Source organism: Rhizobium sp. NPDC090275, assembly GCF_044772225.1.
Classification (GTDB): Bacteria; Pseudomonadota; Alphaproteobacteria; order Rhizobiales; family Rhizobiaceae; genus Rhizobium.
This window is the reverse complement of the sequence record NZ_JBIVYL010000010.1, coordinates 159,666-181,608: the sequence shown is the minus strand read 5'-3', so window position 1 is coordinate 181,608 and position 21,943 is coordinate 159,666. Positions and strand designations below refer to the sequence as shown.

The following is a 21,943-nucleotide window of genomic DNA, read 5'->3' as shown; positions in this document are numbered from 1 at the left end:
GACGACACTCACTCAGGCGGATAAACGATCGATTCGGTATCGTATCAATTGGAGTGTGTCCGTGGCGGAATTCACAGAGACGATCTATGCGCTTTCCAGCGGCGCCGTTCCCGCCGGCTTGGCCGTCATCCGTATAAGCGGTCCACGGGCCGTGGATGTGATGGGTAGCATGGTCTCAGGTACCGTCCCTGCCCGTACCACCTCCCTGCGAACGATTCGAACCCGTAACGGTGAGGCACTCGACAATGGCCTTGTGCTGTTCTTCCCCGGACCTAACTCCTTTACCGGGGAAGACGTCGTCGAGTTTCACCTTCATGGCGGCCGCGCTGTCGTAAGTGCGGTTTATCGGGAGCTGAACTCGTTTGATGGGCTGCGACAAGCCTTGGCTGGCGAGTTCTCCCGACGTGCTTTCGAAAACGGGAAGCTTGACCTACTGGAGATCGAAGGTCTTGCGGATTTGATCTCCGCAGAGACAGAGATGCAGCGTCGCCTCGCTCTTGAACAGAGTTCCGGCGGACTCTCGGCCGTCTATGAAGCTTGGGCACAGCGATTGACGCGCGGCCGTGCGTTGATCGAGGCTGAACTTGATTTTCCTGACGAGGACGACGTTCCTGGCTCGGTGTCGGACCAGGTCTGGTCGGACATGACCGAGCTTGCCAACAAGATTCGTCAGCATCTTGGTATGGCGAAGACAGGCGAGATCATCAGAGACGGCTTCAAGGTTGTTATCGCCGGACTGCCCAATGCGGGAAAATCGAGCCTGATGAATGCACTTGTGAGGCGCGACATTGCGATCGTTACGGATATCGCCGGAACGACGCGCGATGTATTATCCACCGACCTCGATATCGATGGATTTCTCGTCAAGCTCTACGATACTGCGGGATTGCGTGAGACAGAAGAGGTCGTCGAACGGGAGGGCATTCGGCGCGCACGCACCGCAATGGAGGCCGCGGATCTCGTTATCTATATAGAGGACATGTCCGTTCTTTCAGACGACAGCACTGCCCCGTCGTCTGCGTTGCGCGTTGGAACGAAGGCGGACTTGCCCAGCATCTCATCGAATCCATACGATGTGAGGATCTCTGTGGAAACCGGCGCCGGCTTGGACCAACTGCGGCAGGCGATCGGAGATCGGTTGCGCGAGATGGTACCTCCGCATTTGTTTGCTATCCCTACCCGCACGCGCCACAACGATTCGTTAGCGGAATGTATCGCAGCTATCGAGCGAGCCATCGCTAACGAGCATGTTGACCTGGACATTAGAGCGGAGGAGCTCCGCATGGCCGGTGTCGCGCTTGGCCGCATCACCGGTCGGGTCGATGTGGAGAATTTGCTCGACGTGATCTTCGGCGAATTCTGTATTGGCAAATGATTCACGTGAAACACTGCGACGACGCTGAAAAACGTGGTTTCACGTGAAACGTCTTGACTCGCGGGACGGCTTGCCGCATCACCGAGCGATCTCAGGAGCATTGTTATGAATACCTCACGGTTCGATGTCATCGTCATTGGTGGCGGGCACGCTGGATGCGAAGCCGCTTCCGCGGCTGCGCGCGCTGGTGCCAAGACGGCGCTTGTGACGCATAAGCGTGAGACCATCGGCGTGATGTCGTGCAATCCTGCAATCGGTGGCCTCGGGAAGGGTCATCTGGTCCGCGAGATCGATGCGTTGGACGGGCTGATGGGACGCGTGGCTGATGCTGGGGGTATCCAGTTTCGTATGCTCAATCGCAAGAAGGGTCCGGCCGTGCGCGGCCCTCGCACGCAGGCAGATCGCAAGCTCTATCGCCAGGCGATGCATGCCGAGATATCTTCGATCCCCAACCTCACGATTGTCGAGGGCGATGCCTTCGATCTGTCGATCAAGGATGGCCGCGTCTCTGGCGTCATTATGAAAGATAGCCGGATTCTGTATTCCGGTGCGGTGGTGTTGACGACGGGGACCTTCCTGCGCGGCCTCATCCATATCGGCGACAAGAAGATTCCGGCTGGCCGCGCCGGTGAAGAGCCGTCGATGGGACTGTCGAAGACCTTGTTGGGTATGAGCTTACAGCTCGGTCGCTTGAAGACCGGCACCCCCGCTCGACTGGACGGAAAGACCATCGATTGGGCCGGCGTTGGCCGGCAGGGAGCGGATGACGATGCGGTCCCCTTCTCTTTCATGACCGATCACATCGCGAACCCGCAGATCGACTGCGGCGTTACGCGCACAACGGAAGCGACACATCGCATCATCGTCGATAATCTCAAGCGGTCGGCAATGTATTCCGGCCAGATTGAAGGCGTCGGCCCGCGCTATTGCCCCTCGATCGAGGATAAGCTGGTCAAGTTCGGCGAGAGAGATGGCCACCAGGTGTTTCTGGAGCCTGAAGGTCTTGATGATGACACCGTCTATCCCAACGGGATCTCGACATCGCTTCCAGCCGAGGTTCAAGACGCCTTTATTCGTACGATACCGGGCCTTGAGCAAGTCACCATTCTGCAACCAGGCTATGCGATTGAATACGACCACGTCGATCCACGAGAGCTCAAGCCTTCACTCGAAGTGAGGAAGCAGCCTGGATTGTTCTTGGCGGGGCAGATCAATGGCACGACCGGATACGAGGAAGCTGCGGCGCAGGGATTGGTTGCCGGACTCAATGCAGCGCGCCTGGCTGGTCAGCAAGACGCGGTGCGTTTCAGCCGGACCGATTCCTACATTGGCGTGATGATCGATGACCTCACATCACGCGGTGTGGCCGAGCCGTACCGTATGTTTACGTCGAGAGCTGAGTACCGTCTTTCGCTCCGCGCAGACAATGCGGATGTTCGCCTTACGCCGCTTGCGATCTCGCTGGGGATCTCATCTCACGCCCGCTCTGATCGGTTTGAGCAGTATGCGTCGGAGATCGAGGCGGGCCGGGCACTTTTGACGTCCCTGTCGGTCACGCCAACCGAGGCGCGTCGATTTGGGCTTAAGCTCAACCTCGATGGCCAACGCCGCACGGCTTATGAGTTGCTGGCGTTCCCTGATTTCGATCTTGAGACACTTCGACCGGTGTGGCCGGAGTTGGATGCGATCGACTCCAAGGCGGGTGCCGCGCTGGAGATCGAGGCAAACTATGCGGTCTATATGGACCGGCAGCAGGCTGACGTGGCCCATATCAAGCGAGATGAAGAGCGTCTTATCCCTGCCGATTTTGATTTTGATCGCTTGTCCGGCCTATCCAACGAGCTCAAGCAGAAGTTGGCGAAGGCTCGCCCCTATGACGTCGCGCAAGCTTCGCGAGTTGATGGGATGACGCCGGCGGCGATTTCGCTCTTGCTCGTGCATTTGCGACGTGGCGAAGTCGCGGCATAGACTGCAACCTACACTATTTGAGAGTCCTCATATGGAATTGAACGGCCGGCGTGTTTCACGTGAAACACAGGAACGACTTGAGCATTTTTTGGGTCTATTTCAGAAATGGAGCAAGGCTATCAACCTCTCCGCTCCCTCCACTCTCAAGGACGCGTGGGAAAGGCATATTGCTGATAGTGCACAGATCTTCCAGCTTCAGCCGCACGCGGGCAACTGGGTGGATCTCGGTAGCGGCGGCGGCTTTCCCGGCGTAGTAACAGCGATCTTCCTCGCGGAGCTCAAAGACGGCTGGGTGCATCTGGTTGAGAGCAACAACAAGAAGGCTGCCTTCTTGCGCACGGCGCTGAGGGAAACGGGCGCCCGTGGTTCCGTGCATCCCGTGCGGATTGAGGACGCGGTTGCGGACCTCCCCGTCTGCGATTTCGTGTCCGCCAGGGCGCTTGCGGACCTGGATAAACTTCTGGAGTTCGTCGATCCATTCGCGATCCGTAACGAAAAAATCCGCGCGTATTTCCATAAAGGCCGGGATTACCGATCAGAGGTGGCAAATGCACATGGTCGGTGGGCATTTGATCTGGTAGAACACAAGAGTGCCGTCGAGATGGACTCAGTCGTTCTCGAAATTTCCAATTTACGGCATTTGGTCTAACAAATCGGGCGTTGCGACAATGGTTGCTGGACGGAATCGGATTATCACGATCGCAAATCAGAAGGGTGGCGTCGGCAAGACGACGACGGCTATCAATCTGGCAACCGCACTAGCGGCGATCGGCGAGCGCGTTCTTATCGTAGATCTTGATCCTCAGGGTAACGCAAGCACGGGCTTAGGTATTGATCGCAAGAACCGCAGCCGATCCTCCTACGACCTCTTGATCGGCGATCATGGCATTCTTGATGTTGTTCAGGAAACCGCGGTGCCCAACCTTTATATTGTCCCCTCCACTATGGATCTTCTCGGGATCGAGATGGAGATCGCGCAGCAGAGCGATCGTGTCTTCAAGCTGAAGAAGGCGCTTGCCGAGCGCGATGCATTTCAGTTTTCCTATATCCTCGTCGACTGCCCGCCGTCCTTCAATCTGCTGACGATGAATGCAATGGCGGCCGCGCATTCGGTGCTGGTTCCCTTGCAGTGCGAGTTCTTCGCGCTTGAGGGGTTGAGCCAGTTGCTGGAGACTGTCGACCAGGTTCGCAGGAGCGTAAATCCGCAGCTCGATATCCAGGGTATCGTGCTGACGATGTTCGATTCGAGAAACAATCTTGCGCAGCAGGTCGTGAACGATGTGCGCACCCATCTCGGTGAAAAGGTTTACCATACGTTAATTCCGCGCAACGTGCGGGTGTCCGAGGCGCCTTCTTACGGCAAGCCTGCCATTCTCTACGATCTTAAATGTGCTGGAAGCCAGGCCTATCTGCAGTTGGCGTCCGAAGTCATTCAGCGCGAGCGCCAGCGTCTGGCTGCCTGAACAAGCTCTCGAATAAGTGGTGAGTACCGATATGAACGATGATGTCTCGAAGAGAAGACTGGGACGCGGCCTTGCTGCGCTGATTGGCGAAATGGACCAGCCTGCGCCCGTCGATGCAGGCCAGCGTGCGGTCAGCGCCGATCGTCTGGTGCCGATCGAGTTCATCACGCGTAATCCGCGCAACCCTCGCCGCTTCTTCGATGACGGCGAGCTTCATGATCTTGCAAGCTCAATCCGCCAGCATGGTATTGTGCAGCCGGTTGTTGTACGTACACTTTCAACAAGCCAATATGAAATCATAGCCGGCGAAAGACGTTGGCGGGCTGCGCAGTTGGCAGGCCTGGTTGAGATTCCTGTCATCGTGCGCGATGTCGATGACAAGACCGCGCTGGAGATCGCGATCGTCGAAAACGTTCAGCGATCTGATCTCAATGCGTTGGAAGAAGCGCTCGGCTACGAGCAGTTGATTGCGGACTACGGTTACACGCAGAACGATCTCGGCGAGATCATTGGCAAGAGCCGCAGCCACGTCGCGAACTCGCTGCGACTTCTGAAATTGCCGGAGCCTGTTCGCGACTTGCTCGCCGCTGGCAGTCTGTCTGCCGGCCATGCGCGCGCGCTGGTGTCCACGTCGGACCCAACGGTCCTGGCCCGAACGATCGTTTCCAAGGGCATGTCAGTGCGCGATGCGGAGCGGCTTGCGCAGAACGACATCAAGGCGCAATCTGAGCCGAAGCCAGCAGTCAATCCGCGGGATCAGAAGGATTCCGATACGATCGCGCTTGAGCGTACTCTCTCCGATACGCTTGGATTGGACGTCGTCATCAATCACAAGGCAAATGGCGGGCAGATCCGGATTTCTTATAAGTCATTGGATCAATTGGAAGAAATCTGCCGGCTTCTGGAACGGCGCTGATCCGGCCTTATTTTCGGCCGGACTGAAGTGTGGTCGATAGAAGTGTCTGCATGGCGATCGTGTCCTCCAGAGAGGCGCGACGCCTAGTCTGCAGGATGGCCGCCTGCAAACGGCTCGTTTCACGGGCCAGCGCGTCCGCCGACCATGTTCTCAAGGCCTGCTCGATGATCGGCTTGCGCTTGAAATGAAGATGCCGTCCGAGCGTCTGCATCACCTGAGACGCCGGCGTGCGCTTCTCGTCCATCTCGGCGCGCATGGCATCCATTAGCTGAAACTGCCGAAGGCATGCCTGTATGACCAGGAAGACGGACGTCTTCGACGCCGTGATCTTCTGCATGGCATGCAGGAAGTTTCCGGAATTTCCGGTCAGGATCGCGTCGACGGCGTCGTCGACGGAAATCGCGCTGGCGTCACCGATGATCTCCGTGACGTGATGCTCCTCGATAACCTCAAGATTGAGGCAGTAAAGCGCGAGTTTTCTCACCTCGTTGCGTGAAGCTATCCGGTCGCCCCCTATCAACTCCAACAGCGCCTGGCGCGCTCCAGTCGTGATGCGTAGGTCCGCGCCCGCGAGTTCGGCGTCTATCAGGCTATTAAGCGCACGCGCGTCGTCTGCGTAGCATGGTATGGTCGCGACGCTGCGAGCGGCTTCGCTTGTCTTGCGCAGCAGCGATCCCTTCTTGAGATCACCGGCCTCGATGATGATGAAGGTCGCCTCGGGAGGCTTCTGCGCCAGAACCTGAAGAGCGTCAACGAGGTACTTCTCGTTTGCCGCGCCGCGAATCCAGATCAGTTTTTGACCGCCGAAGAGGCCGATCGCGCCTGCCTCGTCCAGTAGACGTCCCTGGTCTTTTTGCAGGTCGCTAATGTCAAGTTTGATCAGGGAAAACGGGTCGGTCAGATCGACGCCGGTCTTGCCGGCGAGCAGGCTGGCGCGCTCAGACACCAGCCCGCGATCCGGGCCATAGATGACGAAGAGCTGGTAGTGGCGGGCGGATTTCTCCAGAAACCCCTCGAACTCATGCGACTTTATCTCCGCCACTTAGCCGCTCCTTAGCGGCCAAGCGCCGCAGCGATATCAGCGGCCACGAATTCAGCCACCTGGCGTGCTGCGCGATCCTCAGCGTCGCGAATGGCGCGCTGCTTGGCAAATTCCTGCGCCGGGAAGTCGACAAGTGCCGTTGCCGACTGATGGCCGGCACGGATCACATGGCCGTCCTTGTTCGATTTCAGCGTATAGTCGACGCTGACGGTGGCGCGGCCCGCGCGTGACTCATCCGAGGAAGCGACCAGCAGGGTATCGATGACGTTCGAACGAGCGTTCATCTCGACCTTGTAATCGGCTTTGTCCGGCTCACCGGCGCCACGGGAGGCAAGGAAGATCAGCCGGTTGCGAACTTCCTGCTCGACGCGCGATGTGGCCTCGGAGAAGGCGACGGATGACAGCTTGCCGGCAACGCCCGACGTTTCGGAATAGAGCGGCCGAACCTGGCACGAGGCGAGAAGAACCGTGGTTGCCAGCACCGCGGCAATCCCCGCGCGGCTGGCCAGCCTGGAAGCGATATTAAACGACAATGTTCACAATCCTTTGCGGAACCACGATAATCTTCTTCGGCGCCTGGCCGTTGAGCACGCGCTTGACATCCTCCAACGCAAGGGCGGCATCGCTGACCGTAGTTTGATCTGCGTCGCGCGAGATTGTCAATTCGGCGCGCTTCTTGCCGTTGATCTGCACCGGCAGGACGACGTCGTTTTCGACAACGAGGGCGTCGTCGTACTTCGGCCAAGCCGTCTGCGAGAGCAGCGTGTTGTGACCGAGTACCGACCAGCACTCTTCCGCCAGGTGCGGCGTCATCGGTGCCACTAGCTGCACGAGGATTTCGGCTGCATCGCGCACGGCGGCGCGATAGGCGGCATCGGCCTTGCCTGATGCAACGGTGGTCAGCGGCCCGGCAATGGCGTTCACAAGCTCATAGATGCGCGCGACGGCCTTGTTGAACCATAGCTTGTCGTAGTCGTTCTGAACGGCCTTCAGCGTCTTGTGTGCCAGCTGGGAGATGGCAAGGGCCTCTCCATCCTTAGCCGGAGTCGCAGTCACGTCACTCAGCGCTTCTGCCGCTTCCGAGATGAGGCGCCACAGGCGTTGGGTGAAGCGGTGGGCGCCTTCGACGCCTGCTTCCGACCAGATCACATCGCGCTCGGGCGGGGAGTCCGAGAGAACGAAGAAACGGGCCGTATCGGCGCCGTAGGAAGCGATGATGTCATCGGGATCGACGACGTTCTTCTTCGACTTCGACATCTTCTCGATCGAGCCGATGGCAATCTCTTCGTTGTTGGAGAGCAGGAAAGCACGGCGTTTGCCATCCAGTTCCTCGATCTTGATGTCGGCCGGTGCGACCCATTCGCGGGTCATACCGGAGCCGCGGCTATAGGTCTCGTGCACCACCATGCCCTGCGTGAACAGGCCCTTGAACGGCTCCTTTACATCGACATGGCCGGTTTCGCGCATGGCGCGGGTGAAGAAGCGCGAATAGAGCAGATGCAGGATCGCATGCTCGATACCGCCGATATACTGATCGACAGGCAGCCAGCGATTGGCGGCCGCGAAATCCGTCGGCTTGCTCTCCCAAGGCGCTGTGAAGCGCGTGAAATACCAGCTGGAATCGACGAAGGTGTCCATCGTGTCGGTTTCGCGACGAGCATCCTTGCCGCAATGCGGGCAGGCGACGTGGCGCCAGGTCGGGTGCCGGTCGAGCGGATTGCCCGGCTGATCGAAGGTAACATCCTCCGGCAGCTTGACCGGGAGATCCTTCTTCGGCACCGGCACGACACCGCAATCCTGGCAGTGAATGACCGGGATCGGGCAACCCCAGTAGCGCTGGCGGGAAATACCCCAGTCGCGCAGGCGGAAGTTGACCTTGCGTTCGCCCTGTGGCGCGTTGCCCAACGATGCGGACGACAGACGGTCGGCCACGATATTGAAGGCTTCGTCCGTCGACTTGCCGTCCAGGAAGCGTGAGTTGATCATGATGCCGTCGCCATCATAGGCGGTGTCGCCGACAGCGAAGGTCGCGACGTCACCATCACGCGGCATGACAACGGGTATGACCGGAAGGCCGTATTTGCGGGCGAAATCGAGGTCGCGCTGATCGCCTGCCGGGCAGCCGAAGATGGCGCCCGTGCCGTAGTCCATCAGCACGAAGTTGGCGATGTAGACCGGCAACTCCCAGGAAGGGTCCAGCGGGTGGCGGACACGGATGCCCGTGTCGATGCCCCGCTTTTCGGCGGTTTCGAGCGCTGCCAGCGACGTGCCGGCGCGGCGGACGTCTTCGCAGAAGGCGTCGATCTCGGCGTTCTTGGCCGCCGCATCCTTGGCCAGCGGGTGATCGGCGGAAATGGCGAGGAAGGAGGCGCCAAACAGCGTGTCCGGGCGCGTGGTGTAGACCGTAACCTCGGTCTCGCCGGCAGGCGCGGTTTCGCCGACGATTTCCCAGCGGATCGTCATGCCTTCGGAGCGGCCGATCCAGTTCTTCTGCATCAGGCGGACCTTCTCAGGCCACTGATCGAGGCCATCCAAGGCGTCCAGCAGATCCTGGCTGAAGTCGGTGATCTTGAAGAACCACTGAGTCAGCTCGCGCTGCTCGACAAGCGCGCCGGAGCGCCAGCCGCGACCGTCGATAACCTGCTCGTTGGCGAGAACGGTGTTATCAACCGGGTCCCAGTTGACCTTGGACTGCTTGCGGTAGACGAGACCCTTTTCCAGGAAGTCCACGAACATATGCTGCTGGTGCTGGTAGTATTCGACATCGCAGGTCGCGAATTCGCGGCTCCAGTCGAGCGACAGGCCCATGGCCTTCAGCTGCGACTTCATCGATGCGATATTCTGGTAGGTCCAGGCCGCGGGATGAACGTTGCGCTCCATGGCGGCGTTTTCAGCCGGCATGCCGAAAGCGTCCCAGCCCATCGGGTGCAGCACGTTGTAGCCACGGGCACGCTTGTAGCGCGCGACGACGTCGCCCATCGCATAGTTGCGGACATGGCCCATGTGGATGCGGCCGGACGGATACGGGAACATCTCCAGCACGTAGTATTTCTCGCGCGGATCAGCGTTGTCGGTCTCGAAGACCTTCGCTTCGTTCCATTTTTTCTGCCAGCGAGGCTCGGCATCGCGCGGATTATAACGTTCGGTAGCCATGGTATTCGTATTTCCGGAAAATCAAGGGAAGTTGGTGGTGACCTTCACCATGAAACCACCGTAGCGTCAAGTTTTGCCGACATGGTTTGGGGCCAATCGGCGCCTAGCTGCGATAATTTCGAGGCTTCGGACCTTGGCAAGCCAAGATCGGGTGTTTAGTGCATTTTCATTGTTTTCGATGATGGACCGAGGCGCAACATGGAACTTCAAGAGCGACTGGAAGAGGTTCGCGGCCGGATCGCGGCTGCGGCCCGCGAAACGGGAAGAGCGGATGGCACGGTGCAGCTCGTGGCCGTGTCCAAGACATTCGACGCGGATCAGATCCGCCCGGCCATCGAGGCTGGTCAGCGCGTGTTCGGTGAAAATCGCGTGCAGGAGAGCCAAGGCAAGTGGCCGGAGCTGAAGAGCGAGACGGCTGGCATCGAGCTTCATCTGATCGGACCGCTGCAGTCGAATAAGGCTGGCGAAGCGGTCGCGCTCTTCGATGTCATCGAGACGGTCGATCGCGAGAAGATCGCACGCGCGCTCGCCGATGAAATGAAGCGCCAGGGCAAGGCCCCTCGTCTCTACGTTCAGGTCAATACAGGCCTTGAGCCGCAGAAGGCCGGCATTGCGCCTGATGACACGGCGGCCTTCGTAGCGCTCTGCCGTGATGAGCTCGGTCTTTCCGTCGAAGGGTTGATGTGCATTCCGCCGGCGGATGAAAACCCGGGCCCGCATTTCGCCCTGTTGGCGAAACTGGCGAAGGCTTGCGGTGTCGAGAAGCTGTCGATGGGCATGTCGGGCGATTACGAGACTGCGGTCGCCTTTGGCGCCACTAGCGTCCGGGTGGGGTCCGCCATTTTCGGCACCCGCTAATCACCGTGTCTTGCTCTCGTGGTCGGCGTGAATGTTTCACGGGAAACATTTGCGATCCGCGTTACGGCGCAACTGCGAACCGGCAATAAAAAACCCCGCCGAAGCGAGGTTTTATCAATCTGTCCAACCGCTTAGTAGCGGTCGTCTTCGTCCTCATCCGGCGTCGAGGACTTCAGCGACTTCAGCTTCGCGAAGACGGCGTCGGCGTCGATTTCCTTCTCTTCCTCACGCTCGTAGCTCGGAGCCAGGCGTTCGGTTTCGTGCGCGGACTGCAGCGTTTCGCCGAGTTCGGCAGCGGTCGGCAGCGGACGGCCCTTGGCTGCCTTTTCGACTTCCATGTCGAGGTCGATTTGGCTGCAGAGGCCGAGCGTAACCGGATCCATCGGCGTCAGGTTGGCGGCGTTCCAGTGGGTGCGCTCGCGGATCTGTTCGATGGTCGACTTGGTCGTGCCGACGAGACGCGAGATCTGGGCGTCCTTCAGTTCCGGGTGATTGCGAACAAGCCACAGGATGGCGTTCGGGCGGTCCTGGCGCTTGGAGACCGGGGTGTAGCGCGGGCCACGACGCTTGGATTCAGGAACACGTACCTTCGGCTCGGAAAGCTTCAGCTTGTGGGCCGGGTTCTTCTCGGCGCGTTCGATTTCGTCGCGCGACAGCTGACCGGTGGAGATCGGATCCAGGCCCTTGATGCCCTGAGCAGCTTCGCCGTCAGCGATCGCCTTCACTTCCAGAGGGTGCAATTTGCAGAACTGAGCGATCTGGTCGAAAGACAGAGCTGTGTTGTCGACGAGCCAAATAGCGGTCGCCTTCGGCATAAGCAGTTGTTGAGCCATGGATATAGTCCTTCTGTCGTCCGCGCCGGTGTCGCGGTCCGTGGGTTGTCACCACTATGTCCGGGAAATTATGTCGCTATATAACCGGAGTGACGCATAATTGCAATTGATCACGAATGAAATGACCTTTGTCTAATTGCCGGGTCGATCTGACCTGTTATGAATGCACAAAACCGCCTGTGGCGTACTCCTGCCGCCGGCGTCCGAGTGAGGAGGAAATCGATGTCGGAGAAGATCTACCCGGTGCAAAAACCGGTTCAGAACCATGCGCTGATCGACAAGGCCAAGTACGAGAAATGGTACGAGGAGAGCGTCGAAAACCCGGATAAATTCTGGGGCAAGCATGGCAAGCGGATCGACTGGTTCAAGCCTTATACGAAGGTGAAGAACACCTCTTTCACCGGCAATGTGAAGATCAAGTGGTTCGAAGACGGCCAGACGAACGTCTCCTACAACTGTATCGACAGGCACCTGAAGACCAACGGCAATCAGGTTGCGATCATCTTCGAGGGCGACAACCCCTATATCGACAAGAAGATCACCTATAACGAGCTCTACGAGCATGTCTGCCGTATGGCGAACGTGTTGAAGAAGCATGGTGTCAAGAAGGGCGATCGCGTCACCATCTATATGCCGATGATCCCGGAGGCAGCCTATGCGATGCTCGCCTGCGCCCGCATCGGCGCCGTGCATTCGATCGTCTTTGGCGGCTTTTCGCCGGAAGCACTGGCGGGGCGGATTGTCGACTGCGAATCAACCTTCGTCATCACCTGCGATGAGGGCGTGCGCGGCGGCAAGCCGGTTCCGCTGAAAGAGAACACCGACACGGCGATCCATATCGCCGCGCGTCAGCATGTGATCGTGGAGAAGGTTCTGGTGGTTCGTCGCACCGGCGGCAAGACCGGCTGGGCGCCGGGTCGCGACCTCTGGTATCACCAGGAAATGGCGACGGTGAAGCCGGAGTGCCCGCCCGCCAAGATGAAGGCGGAAGATCCGCTCTTCATTCTCTACACGTCGGGTTCGACCGGCAAGCCGAAGGGGGTGCTTCATACCACCGGCGGCTACCTCGTCTACGCGGCGATGACGCACGAATATGTGTTCGACTATCATCCCGGCGATATCTACTGGTGCACGGCCGATGTCGGCTGGGTGACCGGCCATTCCTATATCGTCTATGGCCCGCTTGCGAACTGCGCGACGACGCTGATGTTCGAGGGCGTTCCCAACTTTCCGGATCAGGGCCGCTTCTGGGAGGTGATCGACAAGCACAAGGTCAACATCTTCTACACCGCGCCGACCGCCATCCGCTCGCTGATGGGCGCCGGCGATCATTTCGTGACACGTTCGTCGCGGTCCAGCCTGCGTCTGCTCGGCACGGTAGGCGAGCCCATCAATCCCGAAGCCTGGGAATGGTACTATAACGTCGTCGGCGACAAGCGTTGCCCTGTCATCGACACCTGGTGGCAAACGGAGACGGGCGGCCACATGATCACGCCGCTGCCTGGTGCGACCGACCTGAAGCCGGGATCGGCGACCAAACCGTTCTTCGGCGTGAAGCCGCAGCTGGTGGATAATGAAGGTAACGTGCTCGAGGGCGCGGCGGACGGAAATCTCTGCATCACCGATAGCTGGCCGGGGCAGATGCGCACGGTCTACGGCGACCACGAGCGTTTCATCCAGACCTACTTCTCGACCTACAAGGGCAAGTATTTCACCGGCGACGGCTGCCGGCGGGATGAGGACGGCTATTACTGGATTACCGGTCGCGTCGACGACGTGCTCAATGTCTCCGGCCATCGCCTTGGCACGGCCGAGGTCGAATCGGCGCTGGTGTCGCACAGCCTCGTCTCCGAGGCGGCGGTCGTCGGCTATCCGCATGCGATCAAGGGTCAGGGCATCTATTGCTATGTGACGCTGATGGCTGGCAATGAGGGTTCGGACGAGCTGCGCCAGCAGCTGATCAAGCATGTTCGCAACGAGATCGGCCCGATCGCAGCACCCGACAAGATCCAGTTCTCGCCCGGGCTGCCGAAGACCCGATCAGGCAAGATCATGCGCCGCATTCTGCGCAAGATTGCCGAAGATGATTTCGGCTCGTTGGGCGATACGTCGACGCTTGCCGATCCGGCTGTCGTCGATGACCTGATCGCCAACAGGCAGAACAAGGCAGCTGCTTAATACCGGCTGCCTGCTAACGAGAGGCCGCTTCGGGAAACCGAAGCGGCCTTAATCTTGATCGCGGCATGGCGTCTTCGGCTTCCGACCGCCGTCATAGGCAACGGCGATCCCCTCGCCCAGCATATACTGAGCCGGATTCCGTCCATCGGAGAGCGTGACGTCGGCCAGGATGCGGCCGAAATATTTGTCGCCGGAAATTCGGGTCAGCTGCACTTGAGGCGAACCATCGGTCAAGTTTTCCAACATTTGACGGGCATCCATTGCCGCGCGCCTGACTGCGTCGCATTTCGAGTGCATCTCAGGCGTATCGATGCCGCGAATGCGGACATAGACCTCCACGGTCTGCTGCGGCCATGGACGGGCCGCGACCAGCAAGGTGTCTCCATCGATCACACGCAGGATTTCAGCCGAGACGGGTCCGGCGATCTCATCGCGTGCGAAAGCAGGCATCGAAATTGCCGCAAGGATCGCTAGCGATATGAGGGCGCGCGTGAACATACAAGGAATAAATTCCGATATTCACGTGAAGTCAATAGGAATATTTACTTAGAAATCGATCGCGCGACCGTTGATTTCCCAATCGCCGAAGCGGGCCGGATCGGCACCCCCTCGCCCACCGATCTCGGTTGGCATGTCGCTCGGCTGTTCGTTGCGGCGGCGCTCCTCGGCTTCGGCAAGCGCACGCTTGGCGGCGGGCGAGAGCATCTTGCGCGGACGCTCGGTGCCTTCTTCGGCCAGAGCCTCGATATTGTCGTTGTCCGCTTCCTGCATCACGCACGCCCGCTTGAAAATATTGAAAATGGCCGATGAATAACCAGATTATAGGACGCCGACGCGGCGATTGAAACCCTTTGAGCGCAAACGGCGCTCGCCTGAAATGGAGATGATGATGAACCTTGTCCGTACTGCCATGTTGCTTGCCTTCATGACGGCACTGTTCATGGTCGTCGGGTTCATGATCGGTGGCCGCAGCGGCATGATGATCGCGTTCCTGGTTGCGGCCGGCATGAACTTCTTCTCCTACTGGAATTCCGATCGGATGGTGCTTTCGGCCTACCGTGCGCAGGAGATCGACGAGCGAAACGCGCCGGAGTTCTTCAACATCATCCGCGATCTCTCGCACAATGCGGGCCTGCCGATGCCGAAGGTCTATCTCTATGATAGCCCGCAGCCGAACGCTTTCGCGACGGGCCGCAATCCGGAGAATGCCGCGGTGGCGGCATCGACGGGTCTGTTGAGCGCGCTATCGCCGGAAGAGGTCGCCGGCGTCATGGCGCATGAGCTCGCGCACGTCCAAAACCGCGACACGCTGACGATGACGATCACGGCGACGCTTGCCGGCGCCATCTCGATGCTCGGCAATTTTGCCTTCTTCTTCGGCGGCAACCGCGAGAACAACAACAATCCACTCGGTTTCGTTGGCGTTCTGCTGGCGATGATCGTCGCGCCGATGGCCGCCATGCTGGTGCAAATGGCAATCAGCCGGACGCGCGAGTATTCCGCCGACCGGCGCGGCGCCGAGATCTGCGGCAACCCGCTTTGGCTGGCTTCCGCACTCGGCAAGATCGCCCGTGGCGCCTCGAACATTCCGAACTACGATGCGGAGCGCAATCCGGCGACAGCGCACATGTTCATCATCAATCCGTTGACGGGTGCGGGCATGGACAACCTGTTTTCGACCCACCCGAATACGGAAAACCGTATCGCGGCGCTGCAGGAAATGGCACGGGGCGGCATGAATAACTCGACGCCGTCGGCTCGTGCTGCTAATCCCGTGCGCAAATCGCGCTCAGTTCCGGATGCCGGCCTTGGCCGCGGTGGCTCGCAACCGCCAAAGGGTCCCTGGTCTTGAGTTCAGACGGTAAGAAAAAGCCATTTCGCAAACAGAAGTCGTCGGCGTCGGCGGAATCGTACGCTTCCGCGAAGCCGGGTCTTCAGGCGCGTGCTGCGGCCTCCAAGATTTTGGCTGCCGTTATCGACCGCAAGCTCTCGCTTGATGGCGCGCTTGACCACGAACATGGAAATCCGGCTTACAAGGCGTTGGCCGACGACGATCGTGGTCTCGTCCGCGCTATCCTGAACACGACGCTGCGTCACTTGCCCCGCATCGAGGCGGCCGTCTCCTCCCTGCTGGAATCGCCCTTGCCCGAGGGCGCTCGCTCGCTGCAGCACGTGCTTTCGATCGCCGCGGCGCAGATCCTCTATCTCGATGTTCCCGATCATGCCGCCGTCGACATTGCCGTCGAGCAGGCCAATCTCGACCCGAGAAACCGGCGCTTCGCCAAGCTGGTGAATGCTGTGCTGCGTCGCCTTGGGCGCGAGAAGGAAGAGATTCTTCGAGAGATCGACGACATTCCTTCGATGCCCGCTTGGTTTCTCGAGCGGTTGGAAAAAGCCTACGGCCGTGAAGCGGCGCGGGCGATTTCGGATTCCCAGCTGCAGCCCGCTGCCATCGACCTGACGGTAAAATCGGATCCACAGGCTTGGGCGGAAAAGCTCAATGGCGTAGTGCTGCCGACCGGCGGCGTCAGGCTTGCCGCATTCGATGGCTCCATTCCGTCTCTGGAAGGTTTCGACGAGGGATTATGGTGGGTACAGGACGCGGCGGCGAGCATTCCGGCGCAGCTCTTCGGCGATCTGTCTGGTAAGCGCGTCGCCGATCTCTGCGCCGCTCCCGGTGGCAAGACTGCGCAGCTGATCCTGGCGGGCGGCAACGTGACCGCCGTCGAGCAGTCCGAAAACCGCATCAAACGCCTGCGTTCGAACCTTGATCGTCTCCAGCTGTCGGCGGAAACGATAGCGCAGGATCTGACCAAGTTCACCCCTGATGAGCTCTTCGACGCTATCCTGCTCGACGCGCCCTGCTCTTCCACCGGCACGACGCGCCGGCATCCCGACGTGCTCTGGACCAAGGGGCCGGAAGACATTGCAAAGCTCGCCGCGCTGCAGGAGCGCCTGTTACGCCATGCGCTGCGGCTGTTGAAGCCTGAAGGCACGATCGTGTTTTCCAACTGCTCGCTTGATCCGAGCGAGGGTGAAGAGGTCGTGGCGCGGGTGCTCAATGATACAGCAGGGCTTGAGCGCGTGGCGATCGAGCCGAGCCGTTGGCCTGGGCTGGAAGAGGCGATCAGCCCACTCGGAGAATTCCGCACCACACCCGACATGCTGAAGCTACCATCAGGTTTCGCGCCGGGTCTTGACGGTTTTTATGCGGCCGTGTTGCGCCGTGTTGCCTGATCGAAGAGCAACTGGCATAGTTAAGCATTGTTGCAGAATCATCGACGGTCAGTGCCGTTTCCGGACTTGTCCATCCAATCCTAACGATATGGGTCAATAGACAATCGAAATGCGGTCCGGACGGTTTTCAGGTCTTTACCTGCGGGAGGCTTGGCGGCGGGTACTTTGCCGTGCTGAGCTTCTGCGCCTCAAGTTGTTTCGCCACACGGTCTATGTGCCCGAGCGGCTGATCGTGGCGCCGACGGATCTGAGGCCCGTCGATTCGCATGTCGCCGAGGAAATCATCAACGGTCGCTTCCCGCTTGCCGGCCGCATGCTGGAGACGGGCGGAAAATCCCCGTTCACGCTGAGCCTCCCCTCGCGCTCCTTCGCCATCAGGCTGCACGGCTTCGGCTGGCTGCGCCACATGCGCTCCAAGAAGAACGATCTGCATTCCAACGTCGCCCGCGCGATCGTCAATAGCTGGCTTTCCATTCACGGTGGACGGATGGAAGGCATTGCCTGGGAGATCGATGTCACGGCGACGCGCGTCATTGCCTGGCTCTCGCATTCGCCCGTGGTGCTGCAGAATGCCGATCGCGGCTTTTATCGCCGCTTCGTGCGCTCGCTTGCGTTTCAGGTCCGCTTTCTGCGCCGCATGGCACGCTATGCGCCGCCCGGCGAGGTCCGTTTTCGGGTGCGCCTTGCGCTCGCCATGGCGTCGATCTCGATGCCGGTGCGCGCCAGCGTGATCCGCAAATCCTCCGAAGCACTCGATGTCGAGTTCGATAGCCAGATTCTGCCGGATGGCGGGCACGTGTCGCGCAATCCGCGCGTCGCGCTCGAGCTTCTGCTCGATCTGTTGCCCTTACGGCAGACCTATATCAATCTCGGCCACGATCTGCCGCAGAAGTTGATATCCGGCATCGATCGCATGTATCCGGCGCTGCGCTTCTTCCGCCACCAGGACGGCGATCTCGCTCTGTTCAACGGCGCGACCTCGACCTCGGCGAATGAAATCGTTTCGCTACTGCGCTACGACGAGACTGCGGGCGAGCCGTTCAAGGCGATGCCGCATTCGCGTTACCAACGTCTGGCGGCCGGGCGCACCGTCGTTATCGCCGATACCGGCCTTCCGCCTGCTGGTAACCTTTCGCGTACTGTTCATGCCGGATGCCTGTCCTTCGAGATGTCATCAGGCCGGCACCGCTTTATCGTGAATTCGGGATCGCCGAAATTCGCCGGCAACCGTTATGTGCAGGTCGCGCGCACCACGGCGGCGCATACGACCGTGACGCTCAACGACACGTCCTCCAGCCGTTTCGCGTCTTCCGATTTCCTTGCCCATCTGATCACCGACCCGGTGAAAACGGTGCAGGTCGATCGTGTGGTGGCGGATGATGGCCGCGATGTCGTCAAGGCCAGCCACGACGGCTATCTGAAAGAGTTCGGCGTCCTGCACGAGCGTGAGCTCACGTTGAACGCCACGGGGTCGATCATGACCGGGCTCGATCGCCTTGCCGTTTCCGAGGAGCGCAAGGGCGAGGGCGAACTGCGGGCTGTCGCGCGTTTTCACGCCCATCCGTCTATCAATCTGAAGCAGATGGACCGGGAGTCCATCCTGATGACGGCGCCGGATGGCGAGAGTTGGCTGTTCTCCTCGCCGGGCAATACGGTCGAAATCGCCGAGGACGTGTTCTTTGCCGATGCCTCCGGCATCTGCGCGTCCGATCAGATGGAAATCAGCTTCGCATATCCGGAAAAGCCGGAAATACGGTGGTTTTTGTCTCGTAGAAGCTAGCGGCTGTTTTCGCCGGCGCAAAGCTGTGCTAACGCGGCGCCATATTCCGCGCACCTCGCCGGATGTCTCCCGAAGATCGAACGGAGAAGCCACATGGCCGTTGTTTCCAAGAAAATCCCCGCCCCCGACAAGGTTGCCGTCAAGACCGCCTTGCTCTCCGTGTCCGACAAGACCGGGATCGTAGACCTCGCGCGTGCGCTTGCCGAAAAGGGCGTCCGGCTGCTGTCGACCGGCGGCACTCATAAGGCGATCGCCGCCGCCGGCCTCGATGTCACCGACGTTTCAGACGTCACGGGCTTTCCGGAGATCATGGACGGCCGCGTGAAGACGCTGCATCCGAGGGTTCACGGCGGTCTGCTGGCGATCCGCGACGACGCCGAGCATCAGGAAGCGATGAAGGCGCATGGCATCGATGGCATCGATCTCGCGGTCATCAATCTTTATCCCTTTGAGGATGTGCGCGCGGCGGGTGGCGATTATCCGACGACCGTTGAGAATATCGATATCGGCGGCCCGGCGATGATCCGCGCATCGGCCAAGAACCACGCCTATGTAGCCATCCTGACCGATCCGGCTGACTATCCGGAACTTCTTGAGCAGCTTTCGGCCGATGCCGGCCAGACCAGCTATGACTTCCGCCAGCGCCTCGCCGCCAAGGCCTATGCGCGCACGGCCGCCTACGACGCGATGATCTCCAACTGGTTCGCCGAGGCGCTGTCGATCGACACGCCGCGTCACCGGGTCATCGGCGGCGTGTTGAAGGAAGAGATGCGCTACGGCGAAAACCCGCACCAGACGGCCGGCTTCTACGTGACCGGCGAGAACCGCCCGGGTGTTGCCACGGCTACGCTTCTGCAGGGCAAGCAGCTCTCCTACAACAATATTAACGACACGGACGGCGCCTTCGAGTTGATCGGCGAGTTTTCGCCCGAGAAGACCGGCCCGGCCTGCGCGATCATCAAGCATGCCAATCCGTGCGGCGTCGCCACCGGCCCAACGCTGAAGGACGCCTATCTTCGGGCGCTCGCCTGCGACAGCACATCCGCTTTCGGCGGCATCATCGCGCTAAACCAACTGCTCGATGCCGAGACGGCGGAAGAGATCGTCAAGCTGTTCACCGAAGTCATCATCGCGCCTGAGGTGACGGAAGAGGCCAAGGCGGTTATCGCCGCCAAGAAGAACCTGCGCCTGCTCGTGACCGGCGGCCTGCCCGACCCGCGCTCGCGTGGCATCACGGCGAAGACCGTTGCCGGTGGCCTGCTGGTGCAGAGCCGCGACAACGGCATGATTGATGATATCGAGCTCAAGGTCGTCACCAATCGCCAGCCGACGGCGCAGGAACTGGTGGATCTGAAGTTCGCCTATACGGTTGCCAAGCACGTCAAGTCGAACGCCATCGTCTATGCCAAGGACGGCCAGACGGCGGGTATAGGCGCCGGCCAGATGAGCCGCATCGATTCCGCCCGCATCGCCGCGCTGAAGGCCGAGGATGCCGCCAAGGCGATGGGCTGGGCCCAGCCGATGACCAATGGATCCGCCGTTGCGTCGGAAGCCTTCTTCCCGTTCGCGGACGGGCTGCTATCGGCGATTGCCGCCGGTGCCACGGCTGTTGTTCAGCCGGGCGGCTCGATGCGCGACCAGGAAGTGATCGACGCGGCGAACGAGCACAATGTGGCGATGGTCTTCACCGGCATGCGCCACTTCCGCCACTAAACATCGATGAAAACGGCTACGCCCTATCCGCCGGATAGGGCGTCCGGACCAACAGGACCAGCCCGCCGGCCAGAAACAGGACGAGCGTGGCCATGCCGAGATGCGACGAGCCTGTCGCATAAGTTACGATCGAAAAGAGAAGCGTCGCCATGAAGCTGGTTGCCCGGCCTGACAGAGCGTAGATGCCGAAATAGCGGCCGGCCTCATCAAGGCTGACGCTGCGCGCCAGATAAGAGCGCGACGAGGCCTGCACAGGGCCGAAGGCAAGGCCGATTAACAGGCCGTAGCCGATATAGGCTTTCTCCGCAGCCGTGCCGAACAGACCGCCAGAATCCACTGTCGGAAGTGGCACGAGCCCGAAGAGCGTATAGCCGGGTTCGGTGGATACGATGCCGAAGGTCGCGAGAAGCAGCATGGTCAGGCTGATGACAATCGTCGCCTTTGAGCCGATGCGGGCATCGATCCGCCCGGCGATGATGCAGCCGAAAATCGCCACCACATTGAGAATGATACCGTAGATGCCGATCTCGATGGTTGCCCAGCCGAACATGCCGGCCGCAAAGGCGCCGCCGAGGATCAGCAGGCCGTTGACGCCGTCCTGGTAGATCATGCGGGCGACGAGGAAGCGCAGTAGCGGCCGGCGCTCCTTCAGTTCCGCTAGCGTGTGCCTGACTTCACGCAGCCCGGACCGCACGGCGGCGGCGAAGGGAAGGCCGCCTTTTACATCTGGCGTGAACAGAAACATCGGCAAGACAAAAATCAGATACCAGACGGCCGAGATCGGGCCGGTGATGCGCGCATCCTCGCCGGTGTGCGGATCAAGGCCGAAGAGCGGGTCGAGGCCCAGGATGGTCTTGCCTGTCTCGGGACTTCCGGCAAGAAGTGCCACCACCGCGATCAGCACGATCATCCCGCCAAGATAGCCGAGGCCCCAGGCGGTGTTGGACAGCCGGCCGACTTCATCCTTTCCGACGAGGCGCGGCATCATGGAATCGTTGAAGACGATCGAGAATTCCGCGGCGATCGACGCCAGGATCATGAAGATCACGGGGTATATCACTGGCGAACCGGGCGCCGCGAACCAGAGGCAGCAGAGGCTGGCGATCTTGATGACGGCGAAGAAGCCGATCCATGGCTTTCGTCCGCCGGACTGGTCGGCGATCGAGCCGAGAATCGGCGAGAGAATGGCGATGATCACCGAGGAGATCGTCGCCATGTTGCTCCAGAGCGTTTGCGCGGAGACCGGATCGGCCGTCAGCCTGGCCACGAAGTAGGGGCCGAAGATGAAGGTGGTGACGACGGTGAAGAACGGTTGCGCCGCCCAGTCGAAGAACATCCAGCCCCAGATGCCCCTGCGTGACGCCCGCTGGGGCTGTGTTCCCGTCCAGTCAATGCGATTCACCGGCCTGCTCCTGATTTGGGAGCGG

At 60.2% G+C, this 21,943-nt stretch carries 18 protein-coding genes; 11 read left to right on the top strand and 7 right to left on the bottom strand.

All coding sequences use genetic code 11. From position 1 onward, the window contains the following. The first annotated feature begins 61 nt into the window (after positions 1-61). From mnmE to ACIQUB_RS23925, 5 genes are all read left to right on the top strand, one after another. Positions 62-1,375 carry a tRNA uridine-5-carboxymethylaminomethyl(34) synthesis GTPase MnmE gene (gene mnmE / locus ACIQUB_RS23945; protein ID WP_402932853.1) on the top strand — a complete coding sequence of 438 codons (1,314 nt, stop codon included), beginning with the start codon at positions 62-64 and terminating at the stop codon, positions 1,373-1,375. Positions 1,376-1,480: 105 nt separating this feature from the next. Beyond that, complete coding sequence (gene mnmG, locus ACIQUB_RS23940; protein WP_402932850.1) at positions 1,481-3,343, top strand: tRNA uridine-5-carboxymethylaminomethyl(34) synthesis enzyme MnmG; 1,863 nt, start codon at positions 1,481-1,483, stop codon at positions 3,341-3,343. 31 nt (positions 3,344-3,374) lie between these two features. Next, entirely contained in the window at positions 3,375-3,992 is a 618-nt protein-coding gene (gene rsmG, locus ACIQUB_RS23935) for a 16S rRNA (guanine(527)-N(7))-methyltransferase RsmG (RefSeq protein ID WP_113238231.1), read from the top strand. A gap of 19 nt (positions 3,993-4,011) precedes the next feature. Continuing rightward, positions 4,012-4,806: a ParA family protein gene (locus ACIQUB_RS23930; protein ID WP_113238230.1), complete on the top strand. Its 795-nt coding sequence runs from the start codon at positions 4,012-4,014 to the stop codon at positions 4,804-4,806. A gap of 31 nt (positions 4,807-4,837) precedes the next feature. Beyond that, positions 4,838-5,722, top strand: coding sequence for a ParB/RepB/Spo0J family partition protein (locus ACIQUB_RS23925; RefSeq protein ID WP_112942624.1), 885 nt, complete (start codon positions 4,838-4,840; stop codon positions 5,720-5,722). 7 nt (positions 5,723-5,729) lie between these two features. On the opposite strand, the gene holA is transcribed toward ACIQUB_RS23925, so the two are convergent. Genes holA through leuS form a run of 3 tightly spaced genes read right to left on the bottom strand, consistent with a single transcriptional unit; the run spans position 5,730 to position 9,917 of the window. Then, the gene (gene holA / locus ACIQUB_RS23920; RefSeq protein ID WP_113238229.1) at positions 5,730-6,764 is read right to left on the bottom strand and encodes a DNA polymerase III subunit delta; all 1,035 of its coding nucleotides are present in this window, start codon (positions 6,762-6,764) and stop codon (positions 5,730-5,732) included. Positions 6,765-6,775: 11 nt separating this feature from the next. Continuing rightward, a complete protein-coding gene (gene lptE, locus ACIQUB_RS23915; RefSeq protein WP_402932845.1) occupies positions 6,776-7,297 on the bottom strand; it encodes an LPS assembly lipoprotein LptE in 522 nt (173 codons plus the stop codon). Then, on the bottom strand, positions 7,287-9,917 hold the full coding sequence (gene leuS / locus ACIQUB_RS23910) for a leucine--tRNA ligase (RefSeq protein ID WP_113238227.1): 2,631 nt from the start codon (positions 9,915-9,917) through the stop codon (positions 7,287-7,289). The genes lptE and leuS overlap by 11 nt, the downstream gene beginning before the upstream one ends. Before the next feature lie 198 nt (positions 9,918-10,115). On the opposite strand from leuS, the gene ACIQUB_RS23905 reads away from it, so the two are divergent. Then, positions 10,116-10,775 (top strand): YggS family pyridoxal phosphate-dependent enzyme, encoded by a 660-nt coding sequence (locus tag ACIQUB_RS23905; protein ID WP_113238226.1) that lies wholly within the window; start codon positions 10,116-10,118, stop codon positions 10,773-10,775. 131 nt (positions 10,776-10,906) lie between these two features. Here ACIQUB_RS23905 and ACIQUB_RS23900 read toward each other — a convergent pair whose 3' ends face one another. After that, positions 10,907-11,608, bottom strand: coding sequence for a DUF1013 domain-containing protein (locus tag ACIQUB_RS23900; RefSeq protein WP_026283466.1), 702 nt, complete (start codon positions 11,606-11,608; stop codon positions 10,907-10,909). Positions 11,609-11,830: 222 nt separating this feature from the next. On the opposite strand from ACIQUB_RS23900, the gene acs reads away from it, so the two are divergent. After that, positions 11,831-13,786, top strand: a complete 1,956-nt coding sequence (gene acs, locus ACIQUB_RS23895; protein WP_112980303.1) for an acetate--CoA ligase — start codon at positions 11,831-11,833, stop codon at positions 13,784-13,786. A gap of 48 nt (positions 13,787-13,834) precedes the next feature. Here the strand turns inward: acs and ACIQUB_RS23890 are convergent, their stop codons facing one another. Together ACIQUB_RS23890 and ACIQUB_RS23885 are read right to left on the bottom strand one after the other, a co-directional pair. Continuing rightward, positions 13,835-14,236: a thermonuclease family protein gene (locus ACIQUB_RS23890; protein WP_402932839.1), complete on the bottom strand. Its 402-nt coding sequence runs from the start codon at positions 14,234-14,236 to the stop codon at positions 13,835-13,837. Positions 14,237-14,332: 96 nt separating this feature from the next. Continuing rightward, the gene (locus tag ACIQUB_RS23885; protein WP_113199334.1) at positions 14,333-14,557 is read right to left on the bottom strand and encodes a DUF1674 domain-containing protein; all 225 of its coding nucleotides are present in this window, start codon (positions 14,555-14,557) and stop codon (positions 14,333-14,335) included. Positions 14,558-14,675: 118 nt separating this feature from the next. Between ACIQUB_RS23885 and htpX the strand changes: the two genes are divergently transcribed. The 4 genes from htpX (at position 14,676) to purH (ending at position 20,516) form a co-directional block, all read left to right on the top strand. After that, positions 14,676-15,638 carry a zinc metalloprotease HtpX gene (htpX, locus tag ACIQUB_RS23880; protein ID WP_026283465.1) on the top strand — a complete coding sequence of 321 codons (963 nt, stop codon included), beginning with the start codon at positions 14,676-14,678 and terminating at the stop codon, positions 15,636-15,638. After that, on the top strand, positions 15,635-17,023 hold the full coding sequence (locus ACIQUB_RS23875) for an RsmB/NOP family class I SAM-dependent RNA methyltransferase (protein WP_113238224.1): 1,389 nt from the start codon (positions 15,635-15,637) through the stop codon (positions 17,021-17,023). Before htpX ends, ACIQUB_RS23875 begins: the two co-directional genes overlap by 4 nt. A 109-nt stretch (positions 17,024-17,132) precedes the next feature. Then, on the top strand, positions 17,133-18,803 hold the full coding sequence (locus ACIQUB_RS23870) for a heparinase II/III family protein (protein WP_113238223.1): 1,671 nt from the start codon (positions 17,133-17,135) through the stop codon (positions 18,801-18,803). Positions 18,804-18,896: 93 nt separating this feature from the next. Further along, complete coding sequence (purH, locus tag ACIQUB_RS23865) at positions 18,897-20,516, top strand: bifunctional phosphoribosylaminoimidazolecarboxamide formyltransferase/IMP cyclohydrolase (RefSeq protein WP_113238222.1); 1,620 nt, start codon at positions 18,897-18,899, stop codon at positions 20,514-20,516. Positions 20,517-20,532: 16 nt separating this feature from the next. On the opposite strand, the gene ACIQUB_RS23860 is transcribed toward purH, so the two are convergent. Next, positions 20,533-21,918: an MFS transporter gene (locus tag ACIQUB_RS23860; protein ID WP_113238221.1), complete on the bottom strand. Its 1,386-nt coding sequence runs from the start codon at positions 21,916-21,918 to the stop codon at positions 20,533-20,535. Positions 21,919-21,943 lie beyond the last annotated feature (25 nt).

Bases quoted from the DNA above. Each gene is read 5' to 3' on its own strand.
- ACIQUB_RS23890 (WP_402932839.1), bottom strand. From the start codon at position 14,236: ATGCCTGCTTTCGCACGCGATGAGATCGCCGGACCCGTCTCGGCTGAA.
- ACIQUB_RS23930 (WP_113238230.1), top strand. From the start codon at position 4,012: ATGGTTGCTGGACGGAATCGGATTATCACGATCGCAAATCAGAAGGGT.
- ACIQUB_RS23870 (WP_113238223.1), top strand. From the start codon at position 17,133: ATGCGGTCCGGACGGTTTTCAGGTCTTTACCTGCGGGAGGCTTGGCGG.
- ACIQUB_RS23905 (WP_113238226.1), top strand. From the start codon at position 10,116: ATGGAACTTCAAGAGCGACTGGAAGAGGTTCGCGGCCGGATCGCGGCT.
- acs (WP_112980303.1), top strand. From the start codon at position 11,831: ATGTCGGAGAAGATCTACCCGGTGCAAAAACCGGTTCAGAACCATGCG.
- htpX (WP_026283465.1), top strand. From the start codon at position 14,676: ATGAACCTTGTCCGTACTGCCATGTTGCTTGCCTTCATGACGGCACTG.
- purH (WP_113238222.1), top strand. From the start codon at position 18,897: ATGGCCGTTGTTTCCAAGAAAATCCCCGCCCCCGACAAGGTTGCCGTC.
- rsmG (WP_113238231.1), top strand. From the start codon at position 3,375: ATGGAATTGAACGGCCGGCGTGTTTCACGTGAAACACAGGAACGACTT.
- ACIQUB_RS23925 (WP_112942624.1), top strand. From the start codon at position 4,838: ATGAACGATGATGTCTCGAAGAGAAGACTGGGACGCGGCCTTGCTGCG.
- ACIQUB_RS23900 (WP_026283466.1), bottom strand. From the start codon at position 11,608: ATGGCTCAACAACTGCTTATGCCGAAGGCGACCGCTATTTGGCTCGTC.
- leuS (WP_113238227.1), bottom strand. From the start codon at position 9,917: ATGGCTACCGAACGTTATAATCCGCGCGATGCCGAGCCTCGCTGGCAG.
- mnmG (WP_402932850.1), top strand. From the start codon at position 1,481: ATGAATACCTCACGGTTCGATGTCATCGTCATTGGTGGCGGGCACGCT.
- ACIQUB_RS23885 (WP_113199334.1), bottom strand. From the start codon at position 14,557: ATGCAGGAAGCGGACAACGACAATATCGAGGCTCTGGCCGAAGAAGGC.